This is a genomic window from Paraburkholderia sp. (assembly GCF_026225065.1).
Classification (GTDB): domain Bacteria; phylum Pseudomonadota; class Gammaproteobacteria; order Burkholderiales; family Burkholderiaceae; genus Paraburkholderia.
On record NZ_JAMFSB010000180.1, the window covers coordinates 1 to 25606 of the forward strand.

Annotated in this window: 28 protein-coding genes; 13 read left to right on the plus strand and 15 right to left on the minus strand. The window is 62.5% G+C overall.

The genetic code is table 11. The annotated features are described in order from the left end of the window. The first annotated feature begins 100 nt into the window (after positions 1-100). Entirely contained in the window at positions 101-859 is a 759-nt protein-coding gene (locus M0954_RS13475; RefSeq protein WP_297353711.1) for a 3-hydroxyacyl-CoA dehydrogenase, read from the plus strand. A gap of 63 nt (positions 860-922) precedes the next feature. Here the strand turns inward: M0954_RS13475 and M0954_RS13480 are convergent, their stop codons facing one another. Both M0954_RS13480 and murJ read right to left on the minus strand, forming a co-directional pair. Further along, positions 923-1774 carry a SirB1 family protein gene (locus tag M0954_RS13480; protein ID WP_074263513.1) on the minus strand — a complete coding sequence of 284 codons (852 nt, stop codon included), beginning with the start codon at positions 1772-1774 and terminating at the stop codon, positions 923-925. Continuing rightward, positions 1771-3321, minus strand: coding sequence for a murein biosynthesis integral membrane protein MurJ (murJ, locus tag M0954_RS13485; RefSeq protein ID WP_122153528.1), 1551 nt, complete (start codon positions 3319-3321; stop codon positions 1771-1773). The genes M0954_RS13480 and murJ overlap by 4 nt, the downstream gene beginning before the upstream one ends. Before the next feature lie 402 nt (positions 3322-3723). On the opposite strand from murJ, the gene rpsT reads away from it, so the two are divergent. Continuing rightward, on the plus strand, positions 3724-4002 hold the full coding sequence (gene rpsT / locus M0954_RS13490; protein WP_122153527.1) for a 30S ribosomal protein S20: 279 nt from the start codon (positions 3724-3726) through the stop codon (positions 4000-4002). Positions 4003-4266: 264 nt separating this feature from the next. Here rpsT and M0954_RS13495 read toward each other — a convergent pair whose 3' ends face one another. Next, entirely contained in the window at positions 4267-4608 is a 342-nt protein-coding gene (locus tag M0954_RS13495; RefSeq protein WP_122153526.1) for a DUF3579 domain-containing protein, read from the minus strand. Between the two features lie 423 nt (positions 4609-5031). Here M0954_RS13495 and argF point away from each other — a divergent pair, with 423 nt between their 5' ends. Further along, complete coding sequence (argF, locus tag M0954_RS13500; protein WP_123385545.1) at positions 5032-5961, plus strand: ornithine carbamoyltransferase; 930 nt, start codon at positions 5032-5034, stop codon at positions 5959-5961. A 196-nt stretch (positions 5962-6157) separates the two neighbouring features. Here argF and murB read toward each other — a convergent pair whose 3' ends face one another. Next, on the minus strand, positions 6158-7198 hold the full coding sequence (gene murB / locus M0954_RS13505) for a UDP-N-acetylmuramate dehydrogenase (RefSeq protein ID WP_297353713.1): 1041 nt from the start codon (positions 7196-7198) through the stop codon (positions 6158-6160). 172 nt (positions 7199-7370) lie between these two features. On the opposite strand from murB, the gene M0954_RS13510 reads away from it, so the two are divergent. Further along, entirely contained in the window at positions 7371-7856 is a 486-nt protein-coding gene (locus M0954_RS13510) for a YajQ family cyclic di-GMP-binding protein (protein WP_122153524.1), read from the plus strand. 144 nt (positions 7857-8000) lie between these two features. On the opposite strand, the gene plsY is transcribed toward M0954_RS13510, so the two are convergent. The 5 genes from plsY to queG all read right to left on the minus strand — a co-directional run bounded on the left by plsY (position 8001) and on the right by queG (position 12308). Continuing rightward, the gene (gene plsY / locus M0954_RS13515) at positions 8001-8636 is read right to left on the minus strand and encodes a glycerol-3-phosphate 1-O-acyltransferase PlsY (RefSeq protein WP_122153523.1); all 636 of its coding nucleotides are present in this window, start codon (positions 8634-8636) and stop codon (positions 8001-8003) included. Positions 8637-8846: 210 nt separating this feature from the next. Beyond that, positions 8847-9338 carry a Cys-tRNA(Pro) deacylase gene (gene ybaK / locus M0954_RS13520; protein ID WP_122155547.1) on the minus strand — a complete coding sequence of 164 codons (492 nt, stop codon included), beginning with the start codon at positions 9336-9338 and terminating at the stop codon, positions 8847-8849. A 192-nt stretch (positions 9339-9530) separates the two neighbouring features. After that, complete coding sequence (gene xerD / locus M0954_RS13525; protein WP_122153522.1) at positions 9531-10484, minus strand: site-specific tyrosine recombinase XerD; 954 nt, start codon at positions 10482-10484, stop codon at positions 9531-9533. After that, positions 10481-10951: a methylated-DNA--[protein]-cysteine S-methyltransferase gene (locus M0954_RS13530; RefSeq protein WP_297353715.1), complete on the minus strand. Its 471-nt coding sequence runs from the start codon at positions 10949-10951 to the stop codon at positions 10481-10483. The genes xerD and M0954_RS13530 overlap by 4 nt, the downstream gene beginning before the upstream one ends. Positions 10952-11033: 82 nt before the next feature. Continuing rightward, the gene (gene queG, locus M0954_RS13535) at positions 11034-12308 is read right to left on the minus strand and encodes a tRNA epoxyqueuosine(34) reductase QueG (protein WP_297353716.1); all 1275 of its coding nucleotides are present in this window, start codon (positions 12306-12308) and stop codon (positions 11034-11036) included. A gap of 17 nt (positions 12309-12325) precedes the next feature. Here queG and tsaE point away from each other — a divergent pair, with 17 nt between their 5' ends. Continuing rightward, positions 12326-12895: a tRNA (adenosine(37)-N6)-threonylcarbamoyltransferase complex ATPase subunit type 1 TsaE gene (tsaE, locus tag M0954_RS13540; RefSeq protein ID WP_122153519.1), complete on the plus strand. Its 570-nt coding sequence runs from the start codon at positions 12326-12328 to the stop codon at positions 12893-12895. Next, complete coding sequence (locus tag M0954_RS13545; protein WP_297353718.1) at positions 12877-14430, plus strand: N-acetylmuramoyl-L-alanine amidase; 1554 nt, start codon at positions 12877-12879, stop codon at positions 14428-14430. Before tsaE ends, M0954_RS13545 begins: the two co-directional genes overlap by 19 nt. Here M0954_RS13545 and M0954_RS13550 read toward each other — a convergent pair. The 3 genes from M0954_RS13550 to M0954_RS13560 form a co-directional block, all read right to left on the minus strand. Next, on the minus strand, positions 14427-15308 hold the full coding sequence (locus M0954_RS13550) for an EamA family transporter (RefSeq protein ID WP_297353720.1): 882 nt from the start codon (positions 15306-15308) through the stop codon (positions 14427-14429). The two genes, M0954_RS13545 and M0954_RS13550, sit on opposite strands and share 4 nt — an antisense overlap. A 78-nt stretch (positions 15309-15386) precedes the next feature. Continuing rightward, entirely contained in the window at positions 15387-15788 is a 402-nt protein-coding gene (locus tag M0954_RS13555; RefSeq protein WP_123385537.1) for a type II toxin-antitoxin system VapC family toxin, read from the minus strand. After that, positions 15788-16024, minus strand: coding sequence for an antitoxin (locus M0954_RS13560; RefSeq protein WP_297353722.1), 237 nt, complete (start codon positions 16022-16024; stop codon positions 15788-15790). Before M0954_RS13560 ends, M0954_RS13555 begins: the two co-directional genes overlap by 1 nt. A gap of 237 nt (positions 16025-16261) precedes the next feature. On the opposite strand from M0954_RS13560, the gene M0954_RS13565 reads away from it, so the two are divergent. Then, on the plus strand, positions 16262-17143 hold the full coding sequence (locus M0954_RS13565; protein WP_297353724.1) for a pirin family protein: 882 nt from the start codon (positions 16262-16264) through the stop codon (positions 17141-17143). A 150-nt stretch (positions 17144-17293) separates the two neighbouring features. Then, positions 17294-18142 (plus strand): thioredoxin, encoded by an 849-nt coding sequence (gene trxA, locus M0954_RS13570; protein WP_297353725.1) that lies wholly within the window; start codon positions 17294-17296, stop codon positions 18140-18142. 40 nt (positions 18143-18182) lie between these two features. On the opposite strand, the gene tcdA is transcribed toward trxA, so the two are convergent. Then, the gene (gene tcdA / locus M0954_RS13575; RefSeq protein WP_122153514.1) at positions 18183-19049 is read right to left on the minus strand and encodes a tRNA cyclic N6-threonylcarbamoyladenosine(37) synthase TcdA; all 867 of its coding nucleotides are present in this window, start codon (positions 19047-19049) and stop codon (positions 18183-18185) included. 223 nt (positions 19050-19272) lie between these two features. On the opposite strand from tcdA, the gene pdxH reads away from it, so the two are divergent. The 3 genes from pdxH (at position 19273) to M0954_RS13590 (ending at position 22724) form a co-directional block, all read left to right on the plus strand. Further along, positions 19273-19914: a pyridoxamine 5'-phosphate oxidase gene (pdxH, locus tag M0954_RS13580; protein WP_297353727.1), complete on the plus strand. Its 642-nt coding sequence runs from the start codon at positions 19273-19275 to the stop codon at positions 19912-19914. A 144-nt stretch (positions 19915-20058) separates the two neighbouring features. Continuing rightward, on the plus strand, positions 20059-21282 hold the full coding sequence (locus tag M0954_RS13585) for a cyclopropane-fatty-acyl-phospholipid synthase family protein (protein ID WP_297353729.1): 1224 nt from the start codon (positions 20059-20061) through the stop codon (positions 21280-21282). Positions 21283-21362: 80 nt separating this feature from the next. Then, the gene (locus M0954_RS13590; protein ID WP_297353731.1) at positions 21363-22724 is read left to right on the plus strand and encodes a DUF72 domain-containing protein; all 1362 of its coding nucleotides are present in this window, start codon (positions 21363-21365) and stop codon (positions 22722-22724) included. Between the two features lie 67 nt (positions 22725-22791). Here M0954_RS13590 and msrA read toward each other — a convergent pair whose 3' ends face one another. Beyond that, the gene (msrA, locus tag M0954_RS13595; RefSeq protein WP_297353733.1) at positions 22792-23340 is read right to left on the minus strand and encodes a peptide-methionine (S)-S-oxide reductase MsrA; all 549 of its coding nucleotides are present in this window, start codon (positions 23338-23340) and stop codon (positions 22792-22794) included. A 344-nt stretch (positions 23341-23684) separates the two neighbouring features. Here msrA and M0954_RS13600 point away from each other — a divergent pair, with 344 nt between their 5' ends. Continuing rightward, positions 23685-24194 (plus strand): flavin reductase family protein, encoded by a 510-nt coding sequence (locus M0954_RS13600; RefSeq protein WP_123385529.1) that lies wholly within the window; start codon positions 23685-23687, stop codon positions 24192-24194. A 95-nt stretch (positions 24195-24289) separates the two neighbouring features. On the opposite strand, the gene M0954_RS13605 is transcribed toward M0954_RS13600, so the two are convergent. Beyond that, positions 24290-24805 carry an Lrp/AsnC family transcriptional regulator gene (locus M0954_RS13605; protein ID WP_074263491.1) on the minus strand — a complete coding sequence of 172 codons (516 nt, stop codon included), beginning with the start codon at positions 24803-24805 and terminating at the stop codon, positions 24290-24292. A gap of 131 nt (positions 24806-24936) precedes the next feature. On the opposite strand from M0954_RS13605, the gene kynB reads away from it, so the two are divergent. Beyond that, positions 24937-25581: an arylformamidase gene (kynB, locus tag M0954_RS13610; protein ID WP_297353735.1), complete on the plus strand. Its 645-nt coding sequence runs from the start codon at positions 24937-24939 to the stop codon at positions 25579-25581. Positions 25582-25606 lie beyond the last annotated feature (25 nt).

Below are 25606 nucleotides of genomic sequence, written 5' to 3' on the forward strand. Positions count from 1 at the left end.
CCAGCCCTTGTCCTTTCCGCGCTGCAGCACAGCCGTTACAATCGACCATCGAAAAGATATTCGATCGTGACGATTACTGAACTGAAGCAAAGGAGCAGACATGGAGATTAGTGACAATGTATTCCTGATCACCGGCGGTGCGTCGGGCCTCGGCGCCGCCACCGCGCGCCTGTTCGCCGCAGAAGGCGGCAAGATCGTGGTCGCCGACCTCAATCAGGATGCGGGCACGGCACTCGCGCAGGAACTGGGCGGCGTATTCGTGAAATGCGATGTCAGCCGCGAAGACGATGCTACGCAAGCAGTCGATGCCGCGACGAAACTCGGCACGCTGCGTGGCCTGATCAATTGTGCAGGTGTCGCGCCTGCTATCAAGACCGTCGGCAAGGACGGGCCGCATCCGCTCGACTCGTTCACGCGAACGATCTCGATCAACCTGATCGGCACTTTCAATATGATTCGCCTTGCCGCAGCGGCGATGGCGAAGAACGAACCGAATGCCAATGGCGAGCGCGGTGTGATCATCAATACGGCGTCGGTGGCAGCGTTCGACGGACAGATCGGCCAGGCCGCCTATGCGGCATCGAAGAGTGGTGTAGTGGGGATGACGCTGCCAATCGCGCGCGATCTGTCGCGCAACGCGATCCGGGTGATGACGATCGCGCCGGGCATCTTCGAAACGCCGATGCTGCTCGGTATGCCGCAGGAAGTGCAGGACGCGCTCGGAGCGATGGTGCCGTTCCCGCCGCGTCTCGGCAAGCCAGCGGAATACGCGATGCTGGCCAAGCAGATCTTCGATAACCCGATGCTCAACGGCGAAGTGATCCGCCTCGACGGGGCGATCCGTATGCAGCCGAAGTAACGCGACCTGCTCGCCGCCGCCCTATGCCGTGATGTACCGCGGCGTACGGCGGCTCAGCGAACCTCAGTCCCGGTCGTTATGCTGCGTACGCTGGCGTAGCTCGTGCAACTGCGACTCGACGACCGTCGCATCGTCGGCATCGGGCCGGTCGCCCAGATAGCGCTCGAGATCTTCGAGCGCCGGGCGCAGATAGTCGAGCCGTGCATAAGCAAAGCCGCGGTCGCGCACCTCCTCGATGCTCTCAGGCAGCAGAATCACCAGACGTTGCTGCACGCCCAGCAGACGCTGCCAGCGTTCCGTCTGAAGATAGGTCGACTTCAGGTTGCGCAGCATCCTCGCAATGATCTCGCGCCGGGTGGCCGGCTGCAGCAGCATGCGCAAAGCGCGGCTGACCGACTCGCCCGCCGACGCCACATACGGCTCGAGCATCTCGACCATCTCCGACTCGGAGAGCGAGTGCCCGGTGGTCGGGTCGAGCATCACGTCGCCGTCGGGCGTCGTCACGCGCAGCAGGAAATGACCGGGAAACGCCACGCCGCGCACCGGAACACCGATCTGCTCGGCCATCTCCAGATACAGCACGGCAAGCGAAATCGGAATGCCGCGGCGCCGCTTGAGCACCACGTTCAGATGGCTGTTGTCGGGGTCGAGGAAATCGTTGAGGTTGTTGCCGAAGCCCAGCTCGCGGAAGAAAAAGCGATTCAGGATGCCGACCTTCTGCTTGATGTCGGCGTCCGCTGGCATGCGGCGCTGCAGGCGCACCACCAGTTCGTCGATCTCGGCGAGCGCGCCTTGCAGATCGAGATCGGGATAAGCATCCTGCGCAAGCGAGAGCGCTGCCTCGGTCAGGGGCAGACTGTCGTCTTCGGCGACCAGCGTGCTGAAATAGTCGAGAACTCGCGTCGTCGTGATCACTTCACTCGCCTTCTGAAATACGCGTATTTGAAGCCCATCAGCCAAAGCATACCGAAATATAGCGCAGCAAACAGAACGAGGCACGCAGCCAGCAACACGATTCGGGCAAGCGGCCTGGCGTGTAAGCCGATCCAGTCGAAGCTGATGGCGAACCAGTGCATGACGCCCGCAAGCACGAGGCACGCACCGATCATCTGCACGAAGAAAACCAGCCAGCCACCGGACGGCATATAGATGCCGCGCCGGCGCAAACCGATAAACAGCAGCAGCGCATTCACGCAAGCGCCAAGCCCAACACTAAGGGTCAAACCCGCATGGGCGAAGATCGGAACAAAGACAAAATTGCTCAACTGCGTGACGATCAGCACGCCGATCCCGATCTTCACCGGCGTCTTGATGTCCTGCTTCGCGTAAAAGCCTGGTGCGAGGATCTTGATGAGGATCAGGCCTATCAGTCCGACACCGTATGCCGCCAACGCGCGGCCCACCATCACGACCGAGTGGGCGTCGAATTTACCGTAGTGAAACAGCGTCGCGGTGAGCGGCTCGGCAAAGAAAAACAGCGCGATCGCACTCGGCGCCGCGAGCAGGAAGGTCACGCGCAGGCCCCAGTCGAGCAGCGACGAGTACTCGTGCGGGTCGGCGTCGACGTGCGCCTTTGAGAGGCTCGGCAGCAAGATCGTGCCGAGCGCAACGCCCAGCAGCGCGGTGGGGAATTCCATCAGCCGGTCGGCATAGTTGATCCACGACACCGCTCCGGGCCCGATGCGCGAAGCAATATTCGTGTTGATGATCAGACTGATCTGCGCCACCGACACCGCGAACATCGCCGGCACCATCTTCGAGAGCACGCGCTTGACACCGCGATGCGCGAGCGAGCGAACCGGGTTCCAGCCAATCTTCGGCACCATGTCGATCTTCTTGAGACCGGGCAGTTGCACCAGAAACTGCAGCACGCCGCCGACGATCACGGCCCACGCAAGCGCATAGACCGGCGTCTTCATATGCGGCGCGACAAACACGGCCGCGACGATGAACGCGACGTTCAGCAGCACCGGCGCGAAGGCTGGCAGCGAGAAGTTCTTGTAGGTATTCAGGACACCCGAGGCCAGCGACGTCAGCGAGATGAACACGATGTACGGGAACATGATGCGCGTCATCGTGACGGCGAGCGGATACGCCTGACCGTCGTGCGCGAGGCCCGACGCGACCACGAACACCACCCCGGAGGCGCCCACCACGCCGATCACCGAGAGGATCGCCAGCGCCCAGGCGAGCACGGTAGACGTCGCGTCGACGAGTGCCTTGGTCGCTTCGTGCCCCTGCTGATTCTTGAACTCGGCAAGAATCGGCACGAACGCCTGCGAAAACGCACCCTCAGCGGAAATCCGGCGCAGCAGGTTGGGAATACGGAAGGCGACGTAGAACGCGTCGGTAAATTGGCTGGCGCCGAACGCGCGGGCGATCAACGTTTCGCGGGCCAGACCGGTCACGCGTGACAGCAGCGTGAAGCCGCTGACCGTCAGCAGGGCTCGGAATAGATTCATGGGGCGCTTATTATACGGGTGCCGCAAGTGCGGACGATGAGCCTTGACGCGAATCGGACCGATTTACGCCGCAGACGTTCGATTTCACGCGAAGCGGGCCGAAAACTGGAAGGCGTCAGCAGGACCGCCCGAGCGCCGGATCACGCATTTCCGTTTGCCACGTGCCTGTTTTTGTTGCTATAATCGCCGGTTTCGACGCTCGCTCAATTTTCGAACAGCATTCAGATACCCTCTCTATGCCTGTTGGGACGAGCCAGATTTCGCGTAGTCGACTCGCAAATGAGTCACAATTTCGACCATTTTTTGCGCTCTTGGGCAATCGCTTCCAAGGGTTCGAGCTAAAGCAGCGCCCGGCCACTTGAAGGTCAGGTACTGGAAACAGGAACAGGATAAGGAACCGTCATGGCTAACTCCGCACAAGCACGCAAGCGCGCCCGTCAGGCCGCGAAGGCAAACTCGCATAACTCGGCGCTGCGCTCGAAGTTCCGCACGGCAATCAAAGCTGTTCGCAAGGCGATCGACGCCGGCGACAAGGCTAAGGCCGCTGAGATCTTCCTGGCGTCGACGAAGACGATCGACATCATCGCCGACAAGCGAATCGTTCACAAGAACAAGGCAGCTCGCCATAAGAGCCGCCTCTCTGCAGCCATCAAGGGTCTGCAGGCGCCCGCAGCGCAGTAAATCCGGTCGGCCCGCTTCGGTGGGCTACCTCCTGTTTCCGCTGCGTCATGAGAGCCCGCCTAGGCGGGCTTTTTTGTTTGGCTTTGGGCTTTGTTGCCTCCCGGCCCCTGCCTGCCCGGCCCCTCTACTTGGCGCTCCGGTTGCTGGCACAAAAAAACCCGCCTTTGCGGGTTTGGTTTTCAACGCTTCCTTTCGCCTCGCTACCCGGGCCCGATCCTCGCCTAAGTTGTCCATCCGTCTTGGCCCACTCGGGCACCTACCGCTCTACTTCGCTTTCAACGCCTGTTGAATACCGTGTTCGGGCGGCAATTCGCAAGCCTCGGTGACCAGCAGGTCATTGTCCTTCGCGAAGTTCATGACGAAATCGAAGGCCATGGGTTCGATGTCGCGCAACCGCGAGTCGAGGATGACGCATTTCAGGTCGTCGATGATCGTAGGGCGGACGTACAGCGAATACTGCATGTAAGCATTCGGCCCCCTTTTCGTGCCCGGCCCGAACATGGACATCACCCCGGCGAGCCGCTCCGACCAGTCACTCGGCCGAAACTTCTTTCCGTTCGACGTGATGCCTTGAATGAAATATTCGGTTGGAGCTTCTTCGGCCATGTAGGAATACCTGAGTGACTGCCCAGCACAATGCCAGCGAATGTGGCTGCGGCTGCATGAACACGTCGTACACGACCCCGCGAACCATGTCGCTGGGCGCCGCAGTGCCGCCAGGGCCACCTCGGCAATCGTCATGACGGCGCACCGCGAGGAAAGCCTTCCGGGCGCGCGAGCCGTGTCCCGCAAGCATGTAGCCTGCTTGCTGGGCTTTTTGGGAAACCCCAGGATTATAGCGTAGCGGACCTTCTTCCGCACTGCACACAAGCACACGTCTTAAGACTCACAGGCCCGCTTAGGAATGACCGCCTGGCCTTCCGGCTAGCTCGTCAAATGCGCCAGAATCCTTTATGCTGCATAGAGTTACCACAAACGACGGCGGCAGCGTCCGGCAATTTCGCCGGGTGAGACCGCCGTATTTGTTTCATGACCGCCAAGAAAATTCGCCACTACCTGCAGTTCAAGGATTTCTCGCTGGAAGACTACGAGTACGTGCTTGAACGCGCCCGCATCCTGAAGAACAAGTTCAAGAACTACGAGACCTATCATCCGCTGCACGACCGCACGCTGGCGATGATCTTCGAGAAAAACTCAACGCGCACGCGCCTCTCGTTCGAAGCGGGCATTTTCCAGCTAGGCGGCCATGCGGTGTTCATGAGCACGCGGGATACGCAGCTGGGCCGCGGCGAACCGATCGAAGACGCTGCGCAGGTCATCTCGCGCATGGTCGACATCATCATGATCCGCACCTTCGGCCAGGACATCCTCAAGCGCTTTGCCGACAATTCGCGTGTGCCGGTCATCAATGGTCTGACCAACGAATATCACCCGTGCCAGGTGCTGGCTGACATCTTCACGTATTTCGAACATCGCGGGCCGATTCGCGGCAAGAAGGTCGCCTGGGTGGGTGACGCGAACAACATGCTGTACACCTGGATCGAGGCGGCGCAGATTCTCGGTTTCAAGCTGCGCCTGTCCACGCCGCCAGGCTACAAGCTCGACCGCGCCATGGTGGCGCCTGAGAGCGCACCGTTTGTCGAAGAGTTTGACGATCCTAACGAGGCCTGCGCCGGCGCCGATCTGGTCACCACCGACGTCTGGACCAGCATGGGCTTCGAGGCGGAGAACGAAGCGCGCAAGGCTGCGTTTGCCGACTGGTGCGTGGACGCCGAGATGATGGCGCGCGCCAGTGCGGATGCACTCTTCATGCACTGCCTGCCGGCCCATCGTGGTGAGGAAGTGAGCGCAGAGGTGATTGACGGACCGCAAAGCGTCGTGTGGGACGAAGCGGAAAACCGTCTGCATGTCCAAAAGGCGCTGATGGAATTTTTGCTGCTCGGCAAGCTGAACCACTGATCGGCGTCTGCGCGAAGCGGAGCTCGACGGGGCCCGATACGAACCGGGCATCCACGTACGCGCCGCGCCTCTGTACGTCGGCAGAGCAATTGAGCGCTCCAGACCTCGCGCTACCCGCCAGCAAAAAGGCGCCTGGATCACTCCCGGCGCCTTTTTTATCGCGCTTGCCGAACCCGAAGCACCACCCCGCCGCACACTACAAACAAACCGGCTCCGCCTCGAGCTCCACCCCAAACCGCTCACGGACATCCCGTTGAATTGCCTGCGCCAGCGCAAGCACCTCTGCGCCGCTTGCCCCGCCCCGATTCACCAGCACGAGCGCCTGACGCTCATGTACGGCTGCGGCGCCCATCGCGCGCCCTTTCCAGCCGCATTGGTCGATCAGCCAGCCGGCCGCAAGCTTCACCGCGCCATCCGCCTGCCGGTACGACACCACCGCCGGCTCGCGGCGCTGCAACGCCTCGAACTGCGCCGCGTCGATCACGGGATTTTTGAAGAAGCTGCCGGCATTGCCGAGTTGCGACGGGTCGGGCAGTTTCGCGCGGCGCACGGCCACGACTGCGTCGAAAATCGCCTGTGCACTCGGCGATGTGTCACCATGACCCTCGGCAGCCAGTTCGCGGGCGATGTCCGCATAGCTCGCGCGTGGTATCCACGCTTTAGGCAAGCGGAAAGTGACCGAAGTAATCACAAAGCGATCACGCCCTTCGCGCTTGAAGAAACTGTCGCGGTAGCCGAACCGGCATGCCGCCGCGTCGAGTTCGCGAACGTCGCCGGTCGCCAGTTCCACAGCGCGCAGCGATGCGAAGCGCTCGCACATTTCGAGTCCATAGGCGCCGATGTTCTGGATCGGCGCGGCCCCCACAGTGCCCGGAATCAGTGCGAGGTTTTCGAGGCCAGGCATCTCCTGTGCGAGCGTCCAGGCCACGAAGTCGTGCCAGTTTTCGCCGGCAGCCGCTTCGACGTACCACGCTTCATCGTCTTCACGCACGAGACGCCGACCGTGCAGCGCTACCAGCAGCACCAGGCCCTCGAAGTCGCCGGTCAGCACGACGTTACTGCCGCCGCCCAGCACCAGCCGGGGCAGGCCGGCCGTACGCGGGTCACGCACCGCCGCCAGCAATTGGTCCTCGCGCTGAATGCTGCACGCGAACCGCGCGCGTACATCGAAGCCAAAGGTGTTGTGGGCCTTGAGCGGATACCCGGCAAGCAAAACAGTGGAGTCGGACTGGGACATCAGGGACATCGGAATGTGAGGGCCGTCTGCCACAAGCCAGGCAGTATTGCGCAGCGGCCTTGGGCAAAAGAGAAAGGCGTCGGTAAAATGACGTCAGGTTCGTGATTATAGCGAGTGCATCGTGCGCAGCCGTCCGGCGGCGCCGTGCATCGCAGCACTATTGGAGAGAGCAATGCCATCGTTTGACGTCGTGTGCGAAGCCAACATGATCGAAGTCAAGAACGCGATCGAGCAGTCCAACAAGGAAATTTCCACCCGCTTCGACTTCAAGGGGTCGGACGCGCGCGTCGAGCACAAGGAGCACGAGTTGACGCTCTACGCCGACGACGACTTCAAGCTGAGCCAGGTCAAGGACGTCATGGTGTCGAAAATGGCCAAGCGCAATGTCGACGTGCGCTTCCTCGACTACGGCAAGATCGAGAAGATCGGCGGCGACAAGGTCAAGCAGGTCGTCACCGTGAAGAAAGGCGTGTCGGGCGATCTGGCGAAGAAGATTGTCAGGCTCGTGAAAGACAGCAAGATCAAGGTCCAGGCGAGCATTCAGGGCGACGCAGTGCGCGTGAACGGCACCAAGCGCGACGACCTGCAGAGCGTGATTGCACTGCTGCGCAAGGATGTCACGGACACGCCGCTCGACTTCAACAACTTCCGCGATTAAGACCGCTCAGACTGCGCGGGAGCGGGGGTGACGCCGGTGGTGCGCACGCCGCGCATGCAGGTTGCGTGTCCCGCCTGATGTCCCCCTGGGTTTCCCGCTGCGCAACGCCTGCGAGGCCTCTGAGGCCTCCGCAGCGCCACCGCTTCAGTGTCGCTTCGCTGCCGCCTGGGCCGCGGCCTTCTTCTTGTCGCCGATGCGACTTTCCTGCCCCGCCATCAGCTTCGCGATGTTGCCGCGATGGCGCCAGATAAGCAGCGAGCTCATCACGACGATGGACAGGGCAATGATGTTCGCGCCGAACAGGAAGCCGTCGAAAAGCGGCGCGAACACCGCGGCCGCCAGTGCTGCCAGCGACGAATAGCGCGTAAAGAACGCCACGATCAGCCAGGTCAGCAAGGTGGCGATACCGAGCACGGGGTTGATCGCCAGCAGGACGCCCGCGGCTGTCGCGACGCCCTTGCCGCCCTTGAAGCGGAAGAACACCGGATACAGGTGGCCGAGGAACGCGGCAATCGCGGCAAGCGCAATGGCCGTATCGTCGAGTCCGTAGCGCGCGCCGAAGTGGCTGACGAGCCAGACGGCGAGCCAGCCCTTGAACGCATCGCCGATCAACGTCAGGATCGCGGCCGTCTTGTTGCCACTTCTCAGAACGTTGGTGGCGCCGGGATTCTTCGAGCCATACGAGCGCGGGTCGGCGAGGCCCATCACAGAACTCACGATCACGGCAAACGACACCGAACCGATCAGATAAGCGACGACAGCGACGATCAGATTTTGCATCTGGGGACTCTTATAGTTATCGGAAAGCGCAACAGGGGCGACAGGTACAGCATGCACCTCGCGGTACGAACGAAACGGCGAACATTCTACCGAACCGGGCAATCGCGGCCAGCCTCTTTTGCAGAGGGAATTCCCGAAACCGCTGGCACAACCCAAGCTTGCTTCGCGGCATCAGGCGGACCAGCCGGGTAGCCACATCTTTGACAGCCTTCAATCTACGCTCGCGCATTGCACCGGCTTCGCGTTCAGCAACTGCGTGAGCGCGGTGGGCGCGATGCTCACCAGAAATCCGCGCCGGCCGCCGTTCAGCCAGATCTTCTCGAGTTCGAGAATACTCGACTCCACATAGACGGGCACCACCTTGCGCGTGCCGAACGGCGACGTACCGCCGATCAGGTAGCCGGAATGCCGGTTCGCCACTTCCGGCTTGCACGGTTCCACGCGCTTCGCACCAATCTGCCGCGCAAGGTTCTTGGTGGAGACGGTACGGTCGCCGTGCATCAACACGATCAAGGGCTTGGCGTGCTCGTCTTCCATGACCAGCGTCTTGACGACGTGATGTTCGTCCACGCCGAGCTGGCGCGCCGACTCCGCGGTGCCGCCATGCTCGACATACTCGTAAGGGTGCTCTCCGAATTCGACGTCGTGACGGCGCAAAAACTGCGTCGCGGGCGTTTCGGAGACGTGTCTGGATTTGCTCATCGGCGAATTGTAATGGCGGCCTGGCGCAACCGCTATTGGCCGAACGGCCAATTGTGCGCTCCTGGCGACCGTGGCACGATCGTTCGAAAATCACCCGGCGCAACGCCTATCGGGCACCCTATCGTTTCAAGGAGACCGCGTTGACCTTCGACTCACCTGCATTCAACCGCACGCAACCAACCTCCACCGCCCTCACCCACGCGGATGATGCATCGCATGCAGCGACTTCAAACGCTCACGCGCCACATGCGTGTAAATCTGCGTGGTCGAGATATCGGTATGCCCAAGCAGCAGTTGCACAACGCGCAGATCGGCGCCGTGATTTAGCAAATGCGTCGCGAACGCGTGCCGCAACGTATGCGGCGAAAGCGGCGCATGCACCTCGGCCGCCGCCGCATGGCGCTTGATGATGTTCCAGAACTGCTGGCGCGTCATACCTTCGGCGCGGCTGGTCACGAACAGCGCATCCGTCGCACGCGCGCCCAGCAGCGCCGGCCGTGCCTCGCGCAGATAGCGCTCGATCCACGCGTGCGCCTCCTCGCCAAAAGGAATGAGGCGCTCTTTCGAGCCCTTGCCCATCACCCGCACGACGCCTTCGTTGAGCCCCACTTCCACCGTTTTCAATGTAACGAGTTCGGTGACACGCAAGCCGCTCGCGTACATCAACTCCAGCATCGTGCGATCGCGCAGGCCGAGCGGCGTGGCGACATCCGGCGCGCCGAGCAGCGCTTCGACCTGGGCTTCGCTCAACGTCGCAGGAAAGCGCGCCGGCTGTTTGGCCGAACGGATGCGCAGTGTCGGGTCGACCGTTGCGCGGTGCTCGCGCACAGCCCATGCGTAGTAGCGCCGGAACACCGACAGCCGCCGGTTCGACGAGGTCGACTTGTCCTTCTGCCGCACCACGCTATAGGCGGTGAGATCTGCTTCGCTGGCGGTATCGAGCGAAGCATTGCGGCTCTGTGCAAGCCATTCGCAGAAGAGGCGCAGGTCGCGCCGATAGGCATCGAGCGTGTTGCGCGACAGGCCGTGTTCGAGCCATAGCGCGTCGCAGAAGGCGTCGATCGAGGCATTGCTCGTCACGAACAACGGTGACAGAGCGGGCGTGGCGGGAACGTCGGGCGTGTCGGCAATAATCGGTTCACTCATGCGTACGACACACCTTCATGCGCCAGCAACCAGCGCTTGACCTCGCGGAAGAAATCATCGCCCGCGTGATGTGCAAAGCCGCCAATGCCGCCCGACGCCACCACGCGGTGACACGGAATCACCAGTGGGAAATAGTTCGAGCCGCATGCCTGACCGACCGCGCGCGGCACACTGCCCACTTCTTTGGCGAGTTGCCCGTAGGTCAACACCACACCCGGTGGAATCGCACTGATACCGGCCCACACGCGCCGCTGAAAGCCGGTGCCGATTGCAGCCAGCGGCAGATCGAAGGCTGCTGCCGGGCTCTCCAGATAGCGCTCGATCTGCCGCACAGCCTCTTTGGCGAGCGGTGTATCGGGCGCAACATTTTGCACCGGGTCCGGCAAATAAACGATCTCGCGCACCGCGTCGGCTTCGAGACGAATGCCGATCTTGCCGAACGGCGCGTCGATCACTGCATTGAACATGATGTGTTGGCCTGAAATCCTCTGAACCACTCCGGACGCGGCCCGCTGCCGCTCCAGATTTCCGCTACTTTACGCCGCCAGCTCAGGCGGCTTCAAGCGCCCATTCGACATGCTCGCGCACTAGCGCCGACGGATCGTCCGCACGCTGACGCAGGGCATCGACTATCGCCGCCCGCGCGTCACCGGCCAGGCTCGCCAGATCGGCACGTAACGCATTGCCCATGCCGACCGCCAGATTGCGCAGCCACGCCTCGTAGCCAATGCGGCGAATCGCGCTGCCTTGCATGCGCGTATCGAAGTCATCAGCACTCCAGGCGAACAGTTCGACCAGCGTCGCGCGATCGAGGCCGTGCCGCACGTCGAAATCGGCAACTGGCGCCGCCTGGGCAAACTTGTTCCACGGACAGACGAGCTGGCAATCGTCACAGCCGTACACGCGGTTGCCGATCAACGGCCGCAACTCCAGTGGAATACTGCCTTTCAGTTCGATAGTCAGATAGGAGATGCAAAGCCGCGCATCGACCTTGTAAGGCGCGACGATCGCGCCAGTCGGACACGCGTCTATACAGCGCGTGCAACTGCCGCAATGCGCGCCTGGGGTTTCCGGGGCGCGCTCCGGTGTCGTCTGCGCGTCCGTCGGCAACGGCACGTCCACGTAGATTTCGCCGAGGAAAAACAGCGACCCGGCGTCGCGTTGCAGCAACAACGTATGCTTGCCGCGCCAGCCGATGCCAGCCTTCTGCGCGAGTTCGATCTCGAGAACCGGGGCGGAATCGGTGAACACACGATAACCGTAGGCGCCGATTTCCGCTTCGATCCTGTGGGCGAGCCGCTGCAACTGACTGCGCATGACCTTGTGATAATCGCAGCCTCGCGCGTAGATCGAGACAACAGCGGCGGACGGGTCGTTTATCCGCGCGAACTCGTCAGCGCGCCAGTTACGCGCTTCAGTGGGTTCAGTGAGCACGCTTTCGCCGAGCTTTCCAACCTCTGCCTGGTGAGGCAAACGAGAAGGTCCATAAGACAGCGAACCCCCCGGCAAATAAGCCATCCGCGCACTGATGACGCGTCGCGTATGGGCCACAAGCTCTGCGGGCCGCGCGCGTTTCATCCCATGTTTGGCCATATAATCCATCTCGCCGTGGCAGCCCTCTTCAAGCCATGCGGCAAGACCCGCCTCGGCAGCGGAGAGATCGGTGTCGCTGATACCGATCGCCCCGAAACCTAGTTCGCGGCCCCACGCCTTGATACGCAGGGCAAGCGCCGCCAGCGCCGCCTCATCCAGGTGACGCATGGCGCGCGCATCGTCATCGGACGCAGGCGTGCAGGAAACGGGGGACTCCGGACTTCGGTTCATCACGCCATTTTACGAGAATGCCCGACAACGCCGATCTCGCGATCCAACCACCCGCCGCGGTCCTGCTCGAGCGCCACTTTGCGCTCGCGGACGAAGCCGCCACCAGTGCGTTCGGCGTGCGCTTCGCGGAGGCGATCGAGAGCTTGCGCAATACCGCGCAGCAAGCGCATGCCGAGAACGCCGCCGTGCACGGCTTTCAGGGTCTGCAGGTGCAATTGACCGGCGACCTCGGCGCCGGCAAAACCACGCTCGTGCGCGCAACGCTGCGCGGCCTCGGCCACACCGGGCGCGTGCGCAGTCCCACCTATACGCTCGTCGAACCGTATGCGGTTCAAAGACCCGATGGGGAACTTGAGCTCTATCACTTCGATCTGTACAGATTCACCGATCCGGCTGAATGGGCCGACGCCGGCTTTCGGGAGTACTTCGACAGCGGCGCGGTTTGCCTCGTCGAATGGCCGCAACGCGCGGGTGGCCTGCTAGGCGTACCGGATCTAGTTTTCTCGCTCGATGTCGACGGCGACGGCCGACTGCTGGTTGCCCGGGCGTACAGCGAATCAGGAAAAGCATGTCTAGAAAGATGTTAATCAAGCCATTTCGCTCGATCGAGTCCGCCGCTACCGCCTCGCATAACTGGCGGCGCCGGCAGATTCTGCGTGCCGGTGCTTCGACGCTCGTGCTCGGTCTGGCCGGGCCGCGCCTCGCCTGGGCGAGTTCGGTGCTCGGCGTGCGGGTCTGGCCGGCCCGCGACTACACGCGCGTGACAATCGAATCCGACCAGCCGCTGCAGAACAACCAGCAATTGCTCCAGGCGCCCGACCGGTTGGTGGTGGACCTGAATGGCCTCGATCTCGACCAGGCGCTCAAGGACCTGGTCTCGAAGATCACGCCGAACGACCCGCAGATTCAGGCAGTGCGCGTTGGGCAATATCAGCCGCATGTGGTACGGATGGTGTTCGATCTGAAGGGTTCGGTGAAGCCGCAGGTGTTCGCGTTGCCGCCGGTCGGCTCGTACAAGTACCGGCTGGTGTTCGATCTGTACCCGGCGGTTGCGCCGGATCCGATGATGGACCTGCTAGCGCAGAGCGAGCACAAGCAACAGCGTCTCGACGAAAATAACGCACCGCCTACCACGTTGAGCGGCCCCGGCACGACGCCGCCCACCGCGGACAATAGCGAAGCGTTCTTCGACCGCTACGCGCAGGGCGACGACAACTCGCCGGATTTGCCTCATCCGCCGGTTCACACGGCACCGGCTCCTGTTCCGGTTCCCGTACCGCACGCCCTGGCGCAGGCGCCGGCGCCCAGCAAACCGCTCACGCCGCCTGGTGCGATGGCCAGCAACAACGGCGGCAACAGCCCCGACGACACCTATGCCTTCAGCACGCCGAAGTCCGGCAAGAGCAGTACGGTGCGCCTGTTGACCGTGGCGATCGATCCGGGCCATGGCGGCGAGGACCCGGGCGCGATCGGCAGCGGGGGCACTTACGAGAAGCACATCGCGCTCGACGTCGCGAAGAAACTGCGCGCGAAGATCGATGCGCAGCCGAATATGCGCTCGATGATGACGCGCGACGACGACTTCTTCGTGCCGCTCAACGTGCGCGTGCAGAAAGCACGGCGTGTCGGAGCGGATCTGTTCGTGTCGATCCACGCGGATGCGTTTACTACGCCGCTCGCACGCGGTTCGTCGGTGTTCGCGCTGTCGGAACACGGGGCTTCGAGCGCCGCGGCGCGCTGGATGGCGGACAAGGAAAATTCTTCGGACCAGATCGGCGGGATCAACATCAAGTCGGATGATGCAGCGGTCAATCGCGCGTTGTTCGATATGTCGACCACGGCGCAAATTCGCGATTCGATGCGCTATGGCAACTTCGTGCTGAACGAGATCGGCGACATCAACAAGCTGCACAAGGGCTCCGTCGAACAGGCCGGATTTGCCGTGCTGAAGGCGCCGGATATTCCGTCGATCCTCGTCGAGACCGCCTTCATCAGCAACCCGGACGAAGAAAAACGCCTGAACGACGACGCCTATCGCGATCAGATGGCCACGGCCATCATGAAGGGGATCAAGCGGTATTTCGCGGCGAATCCGCCGCTCGCGAAAAACCGCATGACCTAACGCGCCGGTGCAAAGCGCCGCACGAACCAACCACCGAACACATTCACCATAAGACCCGCCATCACCAGAGCGGCGCCGGCTATTTGCGGCGTCGTCAGATGCTCGTCCAGAAACACCGAGGCTGATGCAAGCCCCACAATCGGCACCAGCAGCGAGAATGGCGCCACCTGGCTCGCTGGATAGCGCGAGAGCAGGCGGCTCCACAAAATGTATCCCACCAGCGTCGCTATGAAGGCGAGATACACCACGGCAAAGATCGAGGTGGCGCCGATGCCCGACAACGAGGCTGCGATTCGTTGCGGACCTTCGAAGGCGTAGGAGAGCGCGAGAAACGGCAGCGGCGGAATCAGACTTCCCCATACGACCAGCCCCACGAGGTCGACCTTGCCAACCTTCTTCGTAACAATGTTGCCCAGCGCCCACGACCCGGCCGCACACAACGTGAGCACGAAACCGGCGAGCGTCATGGCGTGGCCGCCCTGCATGCCGATCACGGCAAGACCGCCGGAAGCGATCGCCAGTCCGACGACGTTCGGCACGCGAAAGCGCTCATGCAGAAACAGCCCGGCGAAGATCAGCGTGAAGAACGCCTGCGCCTGCAGCACCAGCGACGCAAGCCCAGCAGGCATGCCGACGTACATGGCGGAAAAGAGAAACGCGAACTGGCCGAACGAGATCGTCGCGCCGTAGGCGAAGAGCCAGCGCCACGGCATTTGCGGGCGCTTGACGAAAAACACGGCGGGCACCGCGGCAAGCGTGAAGCGCAGCGCGCCGAGCAGCATCGGCGGCACGCCGTGCAGGCCCACTTTGATCACGACAAAGTTGACGCCCCACGCAATCACCACGATCAGCGCCAGCAGCAAATCCTTCGGCGCCATGGCCGTCTCCTTTGGTTTTGTCGGAAGAGAGAGTTTAGCGAATCGGTTGCTCTGATAGCCCTCGAGGACGTGACGGCTTCAGGCGTGCAGCCAGTTCTCGATTTTCACGCCGGGGTAAGCGGCGAAATCCCGTTCGTTATTGGTGACCAACACGACGCCCAGTGACAACGCGTGCGCCGCAATCAACTTGTCGAGTTGGTCCTTTTTGCGCTCGCGGGTGGCCTCCCGAATCGGTCCATACGCGCTTGCCGCAGCGGCGTCGAACGGCCGCACCGGAATATCTTCGATGAGCGCCGCGAGGTTACGCCGCTCACGCGCGCGGTTCGCCGAAACCGTCACACCGAACTCCAGTTCGGCGAATGTGATCGCCGACATCACCACATCGCCTACAAAGCATTCGGCAAAGCGCTCGGCAACCTGCTCGGGTTGATTCTTCATCAGGTAGATGCACATGTTGGTGTCGAGCATGTAACGCGGCATTACAGGTCCTCGCGTTCGGCTTGCTCATGATCGCCGCGACCATCCGCCATGAAATCCGGCCCGAATTTCGCGAATTTCTTCAGCACGCCCGTGAGCGGTCGCCGCATCGGGCGAATACGCAATTCATCACCGACACGCTCGATTTCAACTTCGACGTCGGTACGTTCGTAAGCCAGTTCCGCAGGGATGCGCACGGCCTGCGAATTGCCGTTTCTGAAGACTTTGGTCGTATGCATATGGAACTTCCAACAAGGGATGTACATGGATGTACTATAGATCGCAAATGACATAATGTAAATACACGTGTGTACACGTTCGGCGACTCATCTTGTGGGAACGACCAGCCTCGATAATGGAGATGCGCAGTCACATGTGGCGGCAAAGGCGGCTCGCTGAGGAAAGTCATGCTCCCCAAACAGCATCCTCCCCCACACACCAGTAGAATGACCCCATCCTCCCTAACGAGCGTGACCATGTCCTCCTCGATCAAAGCAGTTCTCAAGCCCCATCTGCGAGACGTAGGCAGCCTGACCGTGCGTCGCGTGCTGCCGGCGCTGGCTGCGCGCCTGATCGGGCCGTTCATCTTCTTCGATCACATGGGCCCCGCCACGCTCGAACCCGGCGTCGGTCTCGACGTTCGTCCGCATCCGCATATCGGCCTCGCAACCGTCACGTATCTGTTCGAAGGCGCGATCATGCATCGCGACAGCATCGGCTCGGAACAGAAAATCGTCCCTGGCGACGTCAACTGGATGACCGCCGGCCACGGCATCGTCCACTCGGAACGCACACCCGATGAGGACCGCGCGAGTGGCTTGGCCATGCACGGCATCCAGACCTGGGTCGCACTGCCGTTGGACCACGAAGATACCGAGCCGTCCTTCGAGCATCACGCCGCCGCCACGCTGCCGGAGATCGAACGCAATGGCGTCACGCTGCGCGTGATCGCAGGCACCGCGTTCGGCCAGACCGCTCCGGTCACGACCTTCTCCGGCACGCTTTACGTGGCCGCGCATTTCACGCCCGGCAGTGCGTTCGCGCTGGAACCGGAACACGAGGAACGCGGCGTCTATCTGGTGGAAGGCGATCTGGAGATCGACGGCACGCCGCTCGAAGTCGGCACGATGGCCGTGTTGGCGCTCGATGAAACGGTCACGCTCGCCAGCAGCAACGGCGCCACGGTGATGGTGCTCGGCGGCGACAAGCTGGACGGCGAGCGCTTCATCGAATGGAATTTCGTCGCCAGCTCGCGCGAGAAAATCGAGCAGGCGAAGCTCGCGTGGACGAATCAGGAAATGGGCCAGGTGCCCGGCGAAACGGAGTGGATTCCGCTGCCCGAGCGGAAAGCGCACTGACTGCCTCGGGCGGCATGGCGGTGTGGCTACGCGCTGGTATCTGCAGCGATATCCGATGCCATCCCCCGCCGTGAACACAGCCCGCGCGCATTGAACCCGCCGCATTCGCCCCCATCTACCCGGACGAACCGTTATACCGACGAGGATGCAATGGAAACAAGTCTCGCTACTTTCGAAAAAGACGTAATCGCCGCCTCGACGCTCGCCCCCGTGCTGGTCGACTTCTGGGCGCCGTGGTGCGGGCCGTGCAAGACGCTCGGTCCGATGCTGGAAAAACTCGAAGCCGAGTACGCCGGCAAATGGCGCATGGTGAAAGTGAACGTCGACGAGAATCAGGAACTGGCTGCGCACTTTCAGGTGCGCAGCATTCCGCACGTGATGGCGTTTGCTGACGGCCAGCCCGTCGACCAGTTCATCGGCGTGCTGCCGGAAGGTCAGTTGCGCGAGTTTCTCGACAAGCTGGTGCCGCAGGGCGCCGACGCCGCACGCACCGAAGCGCACGCCGCCCTCGCCGAAGGCCATCGCGAAGACGCATACGACGCGCTCAAGGAAGCGCTCGCCTACGATCCGGGCTATGACGACGCCCGTCTCGATCTGATCGAATTGCTGCTGGAAGATAACCGTATCGACGAGGCGCGCAACGAGGTCGATCTGCTGTCGCCAAAAACCACCCAGGGTATCGATGCGCGCTTTAACGCAATCAAGACGCGCCTGGACGCGGTCGATGCCGCGGCCGACCTGCCGCCCACCGACGCGCTGGAAGCGCGGGTGGCCGCCGAGCCTGGTGATCTCGAAGCACGCTTCGACCTCGCTAGCGCGCTAATAGCGCGGCGCAACTATGCCAGCGCACTCGAGCATCTGCTCGCTATCGTGCAGCGCGACCGCACGTTCCGCGACGATATCGGCCGCAAGACCATGCTATCGGTGTTCGATCTGGCCGCACACCAGCCGGAAATCGTCTCGCAATGGCGGCGCAAGCTAAGCGCAGCGTTGTTCTGATCAGCGCAGGACGTTCAAGCCGCTCAAGCCGCGAGGCAACCTAAGCCGCCGCCGCCCGCTGCCCTAATGCGCGCAGCACATGGGCCGCGGCGGCGAAACCAAAGCTCGCCGTCACGCAAACGCTCGAGCCAAACCCCGCGCAGTTCAGCCCGACCGGCCCGGCAAACCCTGGCGAGGTGGTGACGTGCTCGGCGACCTCGTCGATGTCGCAAACCGCCGCTTCCGGGTAAATCAGCGGCTCGTCCGAATACACCGCGCTCACCTTGAACTTCGCCTTCGGTCCGCGCGGGAACCCATGCTGCTTGCGTAATTGCGCCCGCACCTTCGAAAGCAGCGGATCCTGAATCGTCAGCGCCAGATCGTCGATGCGGATGCGCGTCGGATCGAGCTGGCCACCCGCGCCGCCCACCGTGATCAGCGGCTGCCCCTGTTCGACACACCATGCGATCAACGCGGTCTTGGTGCGCACGCTGTCGATCGCATCGATCACGTAATCGAATCCGCCGCCCAGCACCGCCGCAAAGTTATCCGGCTCGATGAAGTCCTCGACGAGACGCACGTCGCATAGCGGATTGATCTGCGCAATCCGCTCGGCCATGGCGTCGACCTTCGGTTTGCCATAGTTACCATCGAGCGCGTGAATCTGCCGGTTCGTGTTGCTCTCCGCCACGTTGTCCAGATCGATCAGCGTCAGCGAGCCAACCGCGCTACGCGCCAGCGCCTCGGCCACCCACGAGCCGACGCCGCCAATCCCGATCACCGCGACGCTCGCACGCTCGAACGCCGCCAGCGCCGGCGCGCCGTAAAGCCGGGCGATACCGCCAAAACGCCGTGCATGGTCGGCGGCTTCAAAGCCGCCGGAGCTGGTAGTAAGATCGGAAGGCGCGGCAGTGCCAGGCGTGGACATGGTCAGGGACTCGTCGAAAACGGACATCGGAGCGGACAAACAGCGGGGAAACACAGAAGCGAATCGCTCGCATGTGCCAATCCGCCATTTTGCCTGATCGCGTAACCATGACGCTGCGGCCCTGCGCAAACCGTGGTTTTAGCGCATGTACCGGTTGTCACGGCGCACGCAGAAAAATTGTTCCTTGGCTATACTGGATGAACTGTAGCGTTCGCATAAGAACATGACCTCACTCGCCGAACTTCGGAAAAATTATTCGCTAGGTTCACTGGACGCCGGCGATGTCGACCGCAACCCGTTTCGGCAATTCGAAGCGTGGTTCGCACAGGCACTCGATGCCCAGTTGCCCGAACCAAATACGATGACGCTCGCCACGGTCGATTCACGCGGCCGGCCCTCGGCCCGAATTGTGCTGATCAAGGGCGTCGATGAACGCGGCTTTGTGTTCTTCACCAATTACGACAGCCGCAAAGGCCGCGAAATCGCGGACAATCCACACGCGAGCCTGCTGTTCTTCTGGATCGAACTGGAGCGCCAGGTGCGCATCGAGGGCAAGGTCGTGAAGACAAGTCCTACCGAAAGCGATCAGTACTTCCAATCGCGCCCGCTCGGTTCGCGGATTGGCGCATGGGCATCGGAACAGAGTCAGGTAATTGAAAGCCGCGCGGTGCTCGAAGTGCGCGAGAAAGAAATTAGCGCAAAGTACGGCGACCAGCCGCCGCGGCCGCCTCACTGGGGCGGTTACCGGCTGGTTCCGGATGCCATAGAATTCTGGCAGGGTAGGCCGTCGCGGCTGCACGACCGCCTGCTCTACGCACGTGCGGTACAAGACGGCGACTGGCAAATCGCCCGACTATCGCCCTGAACCTATAACAACGCCGGCGCGCCTGCCTTGCAAGCTGCGCGTGCACCGGCAGGATCGCGCGGCCATTCGGCGTGGGAGTGACGCCAAGGCACGCAGCGACCTGAAAAGCTTTGCTTTGTATTTCATCGGACACGGAGAAATCACATGTTCTGGGAGAAGAAGCTGGCGCAGTGGGTTGAAGACGTAAAAACCAGGGCGAACCTGCCAGCACGCCTTGTTCTATGGGATGGCCAGCAACATGACTTCGGGCAGTTTGCCGCGCCCCAGGTCACGTTGCACGTGAAGAGCGCGACAGCGCTGCCCTACCTGCTCGAACCGAGCCTCGACAATCTGGGCGAGGCGTACGTGAAGGGCAAGATCGACATTGAAGGCAAGCTGTCGGACATCATCAACATCGGCTACTCGCTGGCGCGCAACACGGTGACCAGTGCGAGCAAGCTGGCGCGGGTGCGACGCTACTTCAATCACTCGAAATCGTCGGACAAGAAAGCCATTCAGTACCACTACGATGTCTCGAACGAGTTCTACAGGCTGTGGCTCGACGAGAACATGGTGTACTCGTGTGCGTACTTCGAGGACGGTGATGAAGATCTCGCCACCGCGCAGATCAAGAAGATCGATCACATCCTTACCAAGATCCAGTTGCAGCCCGGTCAGCGTCTGCTCGACATCGGCTGCGGCTGGGGTGCGCTTGTGCTGCGCGCCGCCTCGAAGTTCGGGGCGAAGTGCGTGGGCGTGACGCTGTCGCAGAACCAGTTCGATCTGGCTACCGCGCGCGTGAAAGCCGCCGGGCTCGAAGACAGGATCGAGATCCGTCTGCAGGACTATCGTGACGTGGAAGGCCAGTTCGACCGCATCACGAGCGTGGGCATGTTCGAGCATGTCGGCCGCAAGAATCTGCCGGGCTACTTCCAGAAGATCCACGATCTGCTCGTCGACGACGGCGTCGCGATGAATCACGGCATCACGTCGAGCGATTCGGACAGCGGCGAAACGGCGCTCGGCGGCGGCGAGTTCATTGACCGCTACGTGTTTCCGGACGGCGAACTGCCGCACATCAGCCTCGCGCTCGAAGCGATGCAGCGCGGCGGGCTCGAAGCGGTTGACGTCGAAAGCCTGCGCCGTCACTATGCGCACACGCTCGATATCTGGGCGGAGAATTTCGAAACCCACGCGGAAGAAGCACGCAAGCTCGTCGACGACGAAAAATTCCGCATCTGGCGTGTGTATCTGGCCGGCTGCGCATACGCGTTCGAGAACGACGACGTGTCGATCTACCAGGTGGTGTGCCGCAAGGCGGGCCGCAGCGCGAAGACCTTGCCGTGGTCGCGCCGGTATATGTACGCGAAGCAGGACAAACCGCTGTGACGCGGTTGCGCCGGAGCACAGCACCATCAGCCGCGCAACCGCTCCGGCGCAACCTCTGACAGTGAGAAGACCAGGAACCGATGGACGAAGGCGGAGCAAGCGAAATCGCGTCGGTGACGCAGGTGAAAGCGGAGACTGACGCGGGCAGTGAGAGCGCCGCCGCGCCGGACGTGGATGCCGGGCAACTGGATCTGTTTGGCATGCCGGTGGGCGCGCCCGCTTTTCCGCCCGCTTCTTCGCCGGCTGCTCCCCAAGCCGCACCGAGCAGCAATTCCAGCACGACCCGGCCGCGGCAAGCTCGCACCGCTTTGATCGCTTCGTTGTGGGAAGACGAAGCAGAAGCCGACGAGGCTGATGCCGAATCCGAGGCGAAAGCCGAACCCCACACAGACGACGCACCCTCATCCGGCGCCACCCCGAAAAAACGCCGCACGCGCGACGTGACAGCGGCCGAACCTTCTCCCGACGTCCTCGAAATCTCCGCCGCGCTCCCCCCGCAGATCCATCTCGGCACGTCCACGTGGTCGTTTCCCGGCTGGAAAGGTATCGTCTACGGCGACGACTACAGCAACAGCAAACTCTCGCGCGACGGTCTGACCGCATATGGCCAGCACCCGCTGCTGCGCACGGTGAGCATCGACCGCTCGTTTTACGCGCCGCTCACCGTCACCGACTATCTGCGCTACGCGCAGCAGGTGCCGGCGCACTTCCGATTCATCGTCAAGGCCCCCGCGCTCGTCACCGACGCCACCGTGCGCGCCGAGCGTGGCGAACCGGTCTCGCTCAATCCGTGCTTTCTGAACGCGCAACTGGCTATCGACGAGTTCGTGCGGCCCTGCCTGGACGGACTCGGTGCGAAGGCCGGCGCGCTTGTGTTCCAGTTCTCGCCGTTACCCGATCAGATGCTGGCGGACCCCGCTGGCTTCATCGAGCAGCTCGCCGGGTTTCTCTCGGCGTTGCCGGTTCTACCCGAAGGCACGCGCTACGCGGTCGAGATTCGCGACGCGTGCCTGCTAACGCCGCGCTTCATCCGGACGCTGAAAGCGACCGGGGTGCGATATTGCGTGGGGATTCATGCGCGCATGCCCGACCCGCTGCGCCAGGCGGCCGCGCTTGCGCTGCTCGATGGCGAGCCGACCGGTCCGCTGATCGTGCGCTGGAGCCTGCACGGCGGCTTCAAATACGAGCAGGCGAAGGCGAAGTACGAGCCGTTCGACCGTCTGGTCGACGAGGATCCGGCCACCCGCACAGCACTGGCCGAACTGGCCGCCCGCTATGCGATCGCCGGGCAGCCGGTGCTGATCGCGGTGAACAACAAGGCGGAAGGGTCGGCGCCGCTGACCTGCGTGAAACTCGGGCGGGCGATTGTCGAGGCGTACTCACGATTGCTGGACGAAGCGGCAAGTCGCGAACCGACACCGGCAGCCCTCCAGAGCATCTAACATCCAGGCTCAGCCAACACGCCCTCAACGCGGAGCGCGCCGGACCTCATCACAGATCACCCAGCACTCAACTCGTCTTCACCCGATGCGCGAACTTCTGACGAAACTTCGCGACCTTCGGCGCCACGACGAACGAGCAATAGCCCTGATCCGGATGCTGGGCGAAATAGTTCTGATGATAGGCTTCGGCCGGCCAGTAGTTGCCGTCGAGCGGCAGCACCTGAGTAACGATCTGCCCGTCGTAGATACCTTCCGCCACAATCTCGCGAATCGCCTGCAGGGCGGTTTCGCGTTGCGCTTCCGCATGCGTGAAGATCACCGAACGGTATTGCGTGCCGACGTCGTTGCCCTGCCGGTTAAGCTGGGTCGGATCGTGGATCGCGAAGAAAATATCGAGAATCTCGCGGTAGCTGATGCGTGCCGGATCGAACTCGACCTTCACGACTTCCGCGTGACCGGTGACGCCGTCACACACCTGCTCGTATGTCGGGCGCTCCGTCTGGCCGCCCGCGTAGCCGGACTCCACAGCATCGACGCCGTCGACGCCAAGAAAAACCGCTTCGAGGCACCAAAAACATCCACCGCCAAGGGTGGCGGTTTCGACTGTCTGACTCATGTTGTCTGCTCCTCGTTGGTTGCTGCCCGCGGATAGGGCGGGCCACGCCACGCTGCCGCCCGTCTTCACGCCTGTCGTGACATGCTTCCGGCGAGTATTTACCGCTTACTCGCATGAAGCGGGCCACGCCTGCGGCGGCGCCTCATGGCAGCTATAGCGCTCGAAGGCAACTGGAAAGAATTGAGGTCGCCTGACGGCGACATCGGCCAAGGTTCGCGGCCAGTTCGCTCGCGATTCCGTTAAAATTGGGACAAATCGCCGATTTTCTACATGACTTTCGATTCAATTTATACCCTTCGCGCGCCATATGCTGCCGCCCGGCCGGCCCTGCGGATCTGCTTCCGATGAAGCGCGCCAGTCCGCCCAATTTCGACCAGATCGCCTTTAAAAAGGCGCTGGGTCAGTTCGCCACCGGCGTTACCGTCATTACGACACGCGCGGCGTCGGGGCGGTTGATCGGCATCACGGCGAGCTCGTTTAATTCCGTGTCGCTAACGCCACCACTCGTGCTGTGGAGCCTCGCGACGCGTTCGGCGTCGATGCCGGCGTTCCAGACGAACAGCCACTATGTCGTCAACGTGCTGGCCGCGTCGCAGCTCGATCTGTGCAAACGCTTTGCGACCGTGAAGGGCGACCGCTTCGAGGGCGTCTCGCACGCGGCGGGGGATTCCGGCATGCCGGTGCTCGATGGCGCGCTAGCGTGGTTTGAATGCCACAACCGCAGCCGCTACCAGGAAGGCGACCACGTGATTTTCGTTGGGGAAGTCGAGCGCTGTGGGATCCGCGAGGATGCCGAGGAGATCGCGCCGCTGGTGTTCCAGAACGGCGAATTCCACGGGCTAAAGCCGCTCTAGGCGGCTCGTGCTCGTGCTGGGTCTGCCCGCGGATTCGGCCCGCGGGGTTTGGGCCGCACGGCTTGGCCCACCCAAAATGCCTCCGGGCTTTCCGCTCAGTCGCCCGCAACCACGCTGGTTCTGGCCATCGCTCCCGGCACCAGTTCCACCGGCACGCCCGAATCCTCCTTGAGCGTCTGCAGAACGATGTTCGAGCGGATGTCCATCACGCCGGGCGCCTTGTACAGCCGCTGCAGCACGAAATCCGAATAGTGCTTGAGGTTGTGCGCGAGCACCCGCAGCAGGTAATGGGTCTCGCCCGTCACGACGAACGCCCCCACCACCTCCGGCCAGTCCCGTAACGCCTCGGCGAAGCGCTCGTGCCAGTTTTGCTGGTCGTTGCGCATCGATACCTGCACGAACGCCTCCAGTTCGAAGCCCAGCACCTCGCGGTTCAGGCACGCCCGGTAACGTTCGATCACTCCCTGCTCTTCCAGCAAGCGCAACCTCCGCAGACACGCTGAGGGCGAGAGCGAGATCCGCTCCGCCAGGTCGAGATTGCTGATCCTTCCCTCTTGCTGAAGCACCGTCAAGATACGGCAATCGGTGGCGTCGAGCGAGATCGCGTTCATATTCGGTCTCCCTTTCCTGTTTGCATCAAATTATGTTCCAAGGGAGACCAAAAAACGAGATTTTTTCGCAAGCACATTTCACCACGCCCCGCCTATCATTCGAGACATACACAGTAAGACGCATCGGAGACATGACTACACTCTGGGACATCACACCCGTCGTCGATACCGCGACGCCCGTCTGGCCGGGCGATACGCCCGTCGGCATCGAGCGCGTCTGGCGCATGGAAGCGGGCTCGCCCGTCAACGTCGGCCGGCTCACGCTCTCACCCCATACCGGCGCGCACACCGATGCGCCGCTTCACTACGACGCCGAGGGCGCCGCCATCGGCGCGGTGCCTCTCGACGCGTATCTGGGCCCCTGCCGCGTGATCCATTGCATTGGCGCAACACCGGTCGTCACGCCAGAGCAGATGGCTGGCTCGTTGGACGGGGTGCCGCCGCGCGTGCTGCTTCGCACGTATCAGCAAGCGCCGACCACGACGTGGGATAGCGCGTTCTGCGCAGTTGCGCCGGAGACGATCGATCTGCTGGCGGCGCACGGCGTCAAGCTGATCGGCATCGACACACCGTCGCTCGATCCGCAGGAATCGAAGACGATGGACGCACATCACCGCATCCGCGCTCACCGGATGGCGATTCTCGAAGGAATCGTGCTGGACGCCGTGGCGCCCGGCGACTACGAACTGATCGCGCTGCCACTCAAATTCGCCACGCTCGATGCGAGCCCGGTACGCGCCGTACTGCGCGCGCTGCCCGCCGCCAACCTCGGCTGACCTACTCTGATCTTTTGACTCCGGA

Excerpts from the sequence above, each read along its gene's own strand:
- plsY (WP_122153523.1), bottom strand. The coding sequence starts at position 8,636 with ATGCAAAATCTGATCGTCGCTGTCGTCGCTTATCTGATCGGTTCGGTG.
- kynB (WP_297353735.1), top strand. The coding sequence starts at position 24,937 with ATGACTACACTCTGGGACATCACACCCGTCGTCGATACCGCGACGCCC.
- murB (WP_297353713.1), bottom strand. The coding sequence starts at position 7,198 with ATGTCCCAGTCCGACTCCACTGTTTTGCTTGCCGGGTATCCGCTCAAG.
- tsaE (WP_122153519.1), top strand. The coding sequence starts at position 12,326 with ATGCCCGACAACGCCGATCTCGCGATCCAACCACCCGCCGCGGTCCTG.
- M0954_RS13565 (WP_297353724.1), top strand. The coding sequence starts at position 16,262 with ATGTCCTCCTCGATCAAAGCAGTTCTCAAGCCCCATCTGCGAGACGTA.
- rpsT (WP_122153527.1), top strand. The coding sequence starts at position 3,724 with ATGGCTAACTCCGCACAAGCACGCAAGCGCGCCCGTCAGGCCGCGAAG.
- M0954_RS13510 (WP_122153524.1), top strand. The coding sequence starts at position 7,371 with ATGCCATCGTTTGACGTCGTGTGCGAAGCCAACATGATCGAAGTCAAG.
- tcdA (WP_122153514.1), bottom strand. The coding sequence starts at position 19,049 with ATGTCCACGCCTGGCACTGCCGCGCCTTCCGATCTTACTACCAGCTCC.
- M0954_RS13600 (WP_123385529.1), top strand. The coding sequence starts at position 23,685 with ATGAAGCGCGCCAGTCCGCCCAATTTCGACCAGATCGCCTTTAAAAAG.
- msrA (WP_297353733.1), bottom strand. The coding sequence starts at position 23,340 with ATGAGTCAGACAGTCGAAACCGCCACCCTTGGCGGTGGATGTTTTTGG.
- ybaK (WP_122155547.1), bottom strand. The coding sequence starts at position 9,338 with ATGAGCAAATCCAGACACGTCTCCGAAACGCCCGCGACGCAGTTTTTG.
- M0954_RS13605 (WP_074263491.1), bottom strand. The coding sequence starts at position 24,805 with ATGAACGCGATCTCGCTCGACGCCACCGATTGCCGTATCTTGACGGTG.
- M0954_RS13475 (WP_297353711.1), top strand. The coding sequence starts at position 101 with ATGGAGATTAGTGACAATGTATTCCTGATCACCGGCGGTGCGTCGGGC.
- murJ (WP_122153528.1), bottom strand. The coding sequence starts at position 3,321 with ATGAATCTATTCCGAGCCCTGCTGACGGTCAGCGGCTTCACGCTGCTG.
- xerD (WP_122153522.1), bottom strand. The coding sequence starts at position 10,484 with ATGAGTGAACCGATTATTGCCGACACGCCCGACGTTCCCGCCACGCCC.
- M0954_RS13590 (WP_297353731.1), top strand. The coding sequence starts at position 21,363 with ATGGACGAAGGCGGAGCAAGCGAAATCGCGTCGGTGACGCAGGTGAAA.
- M0954_RS13495 (WP_122153526.1), bottom strand. The coding sequence starts at position 4,608 with ATGGCCGAAGAAGCTCCAACCGAATATTTCATTCAAGGCATCACGTCG.
- M0954_RS13550 (WP_297353720.1), bottom strand. The coding sequence starts at position 15,308 with ATGGCGCCGAAGGATTTGCTGCTGGCGCTGATCGTGGTGATTGCGTGG.
- M0954_RS13530 (WP_297353715.1), bottom strand. The coding sequence starts at position 10,951 with ATGTTCAATGCAGTGATCGACGCGCCGTTCGGCAAGATCGGCATTCGT.
- queG (WP_297353716.1), bottom strand. The coding sequence starts at position 12,308 with ATGAACCGAAGTCCGGAGTCCCCCGTTTCCTGCACGCCTGCGTCCGAT.
- argF (WP_123385545.1), top strand. The coding sequence starts at position 5,032 with ATGACCGCCAAGAAAATTCGCCACTACCTGCAGTTCAAGGATTTCTCG.
- M0954_RS13585 (WP_297353729.1), top strand. The coding sequence starts at position 20,059 with ATGTTCTGGGAGAAGAAGCTGGCGCAGTGGGTTGAAGACGTAAAAACC.
- pdxH (WP_297353727.1), top strand. The coding sequence starts at position 19,273 with ATGACCTCACTCGCCGAACTTCGGAAAAATTATTCGCTAGGTTCACTG.
- M0954_RS13555 (WP_123385537.1), bottom strand. The coding sequence starts at position 15,788 with ATGCCGCGTTACATGCTCGACACCAACATGTGCATCTACCTGATGAAG.
- M0954_RS13545 (WP_297353718.1), top strand. The coding sequence starts at position 12,877 with ATGTCTAGAAAGATGTTAATCAAGCCATTTCGCTCGATCGAGTCCGCC.
- trxA (WP_297353725.1), top strand. The coding sequence starts at position 17,294 with ATGGAAACAAGTCTCGCTACTTTCGAAAAAGACGTAATCGCCGCCTCG.
- M0954_RS13560 (WP_297353722.1), bottom strand. The coding sequence starts at position 16,024 with ATGCATACGACCAAAGTCTTCAGAAACGGCAATTCGCAGGCCGTGCGC.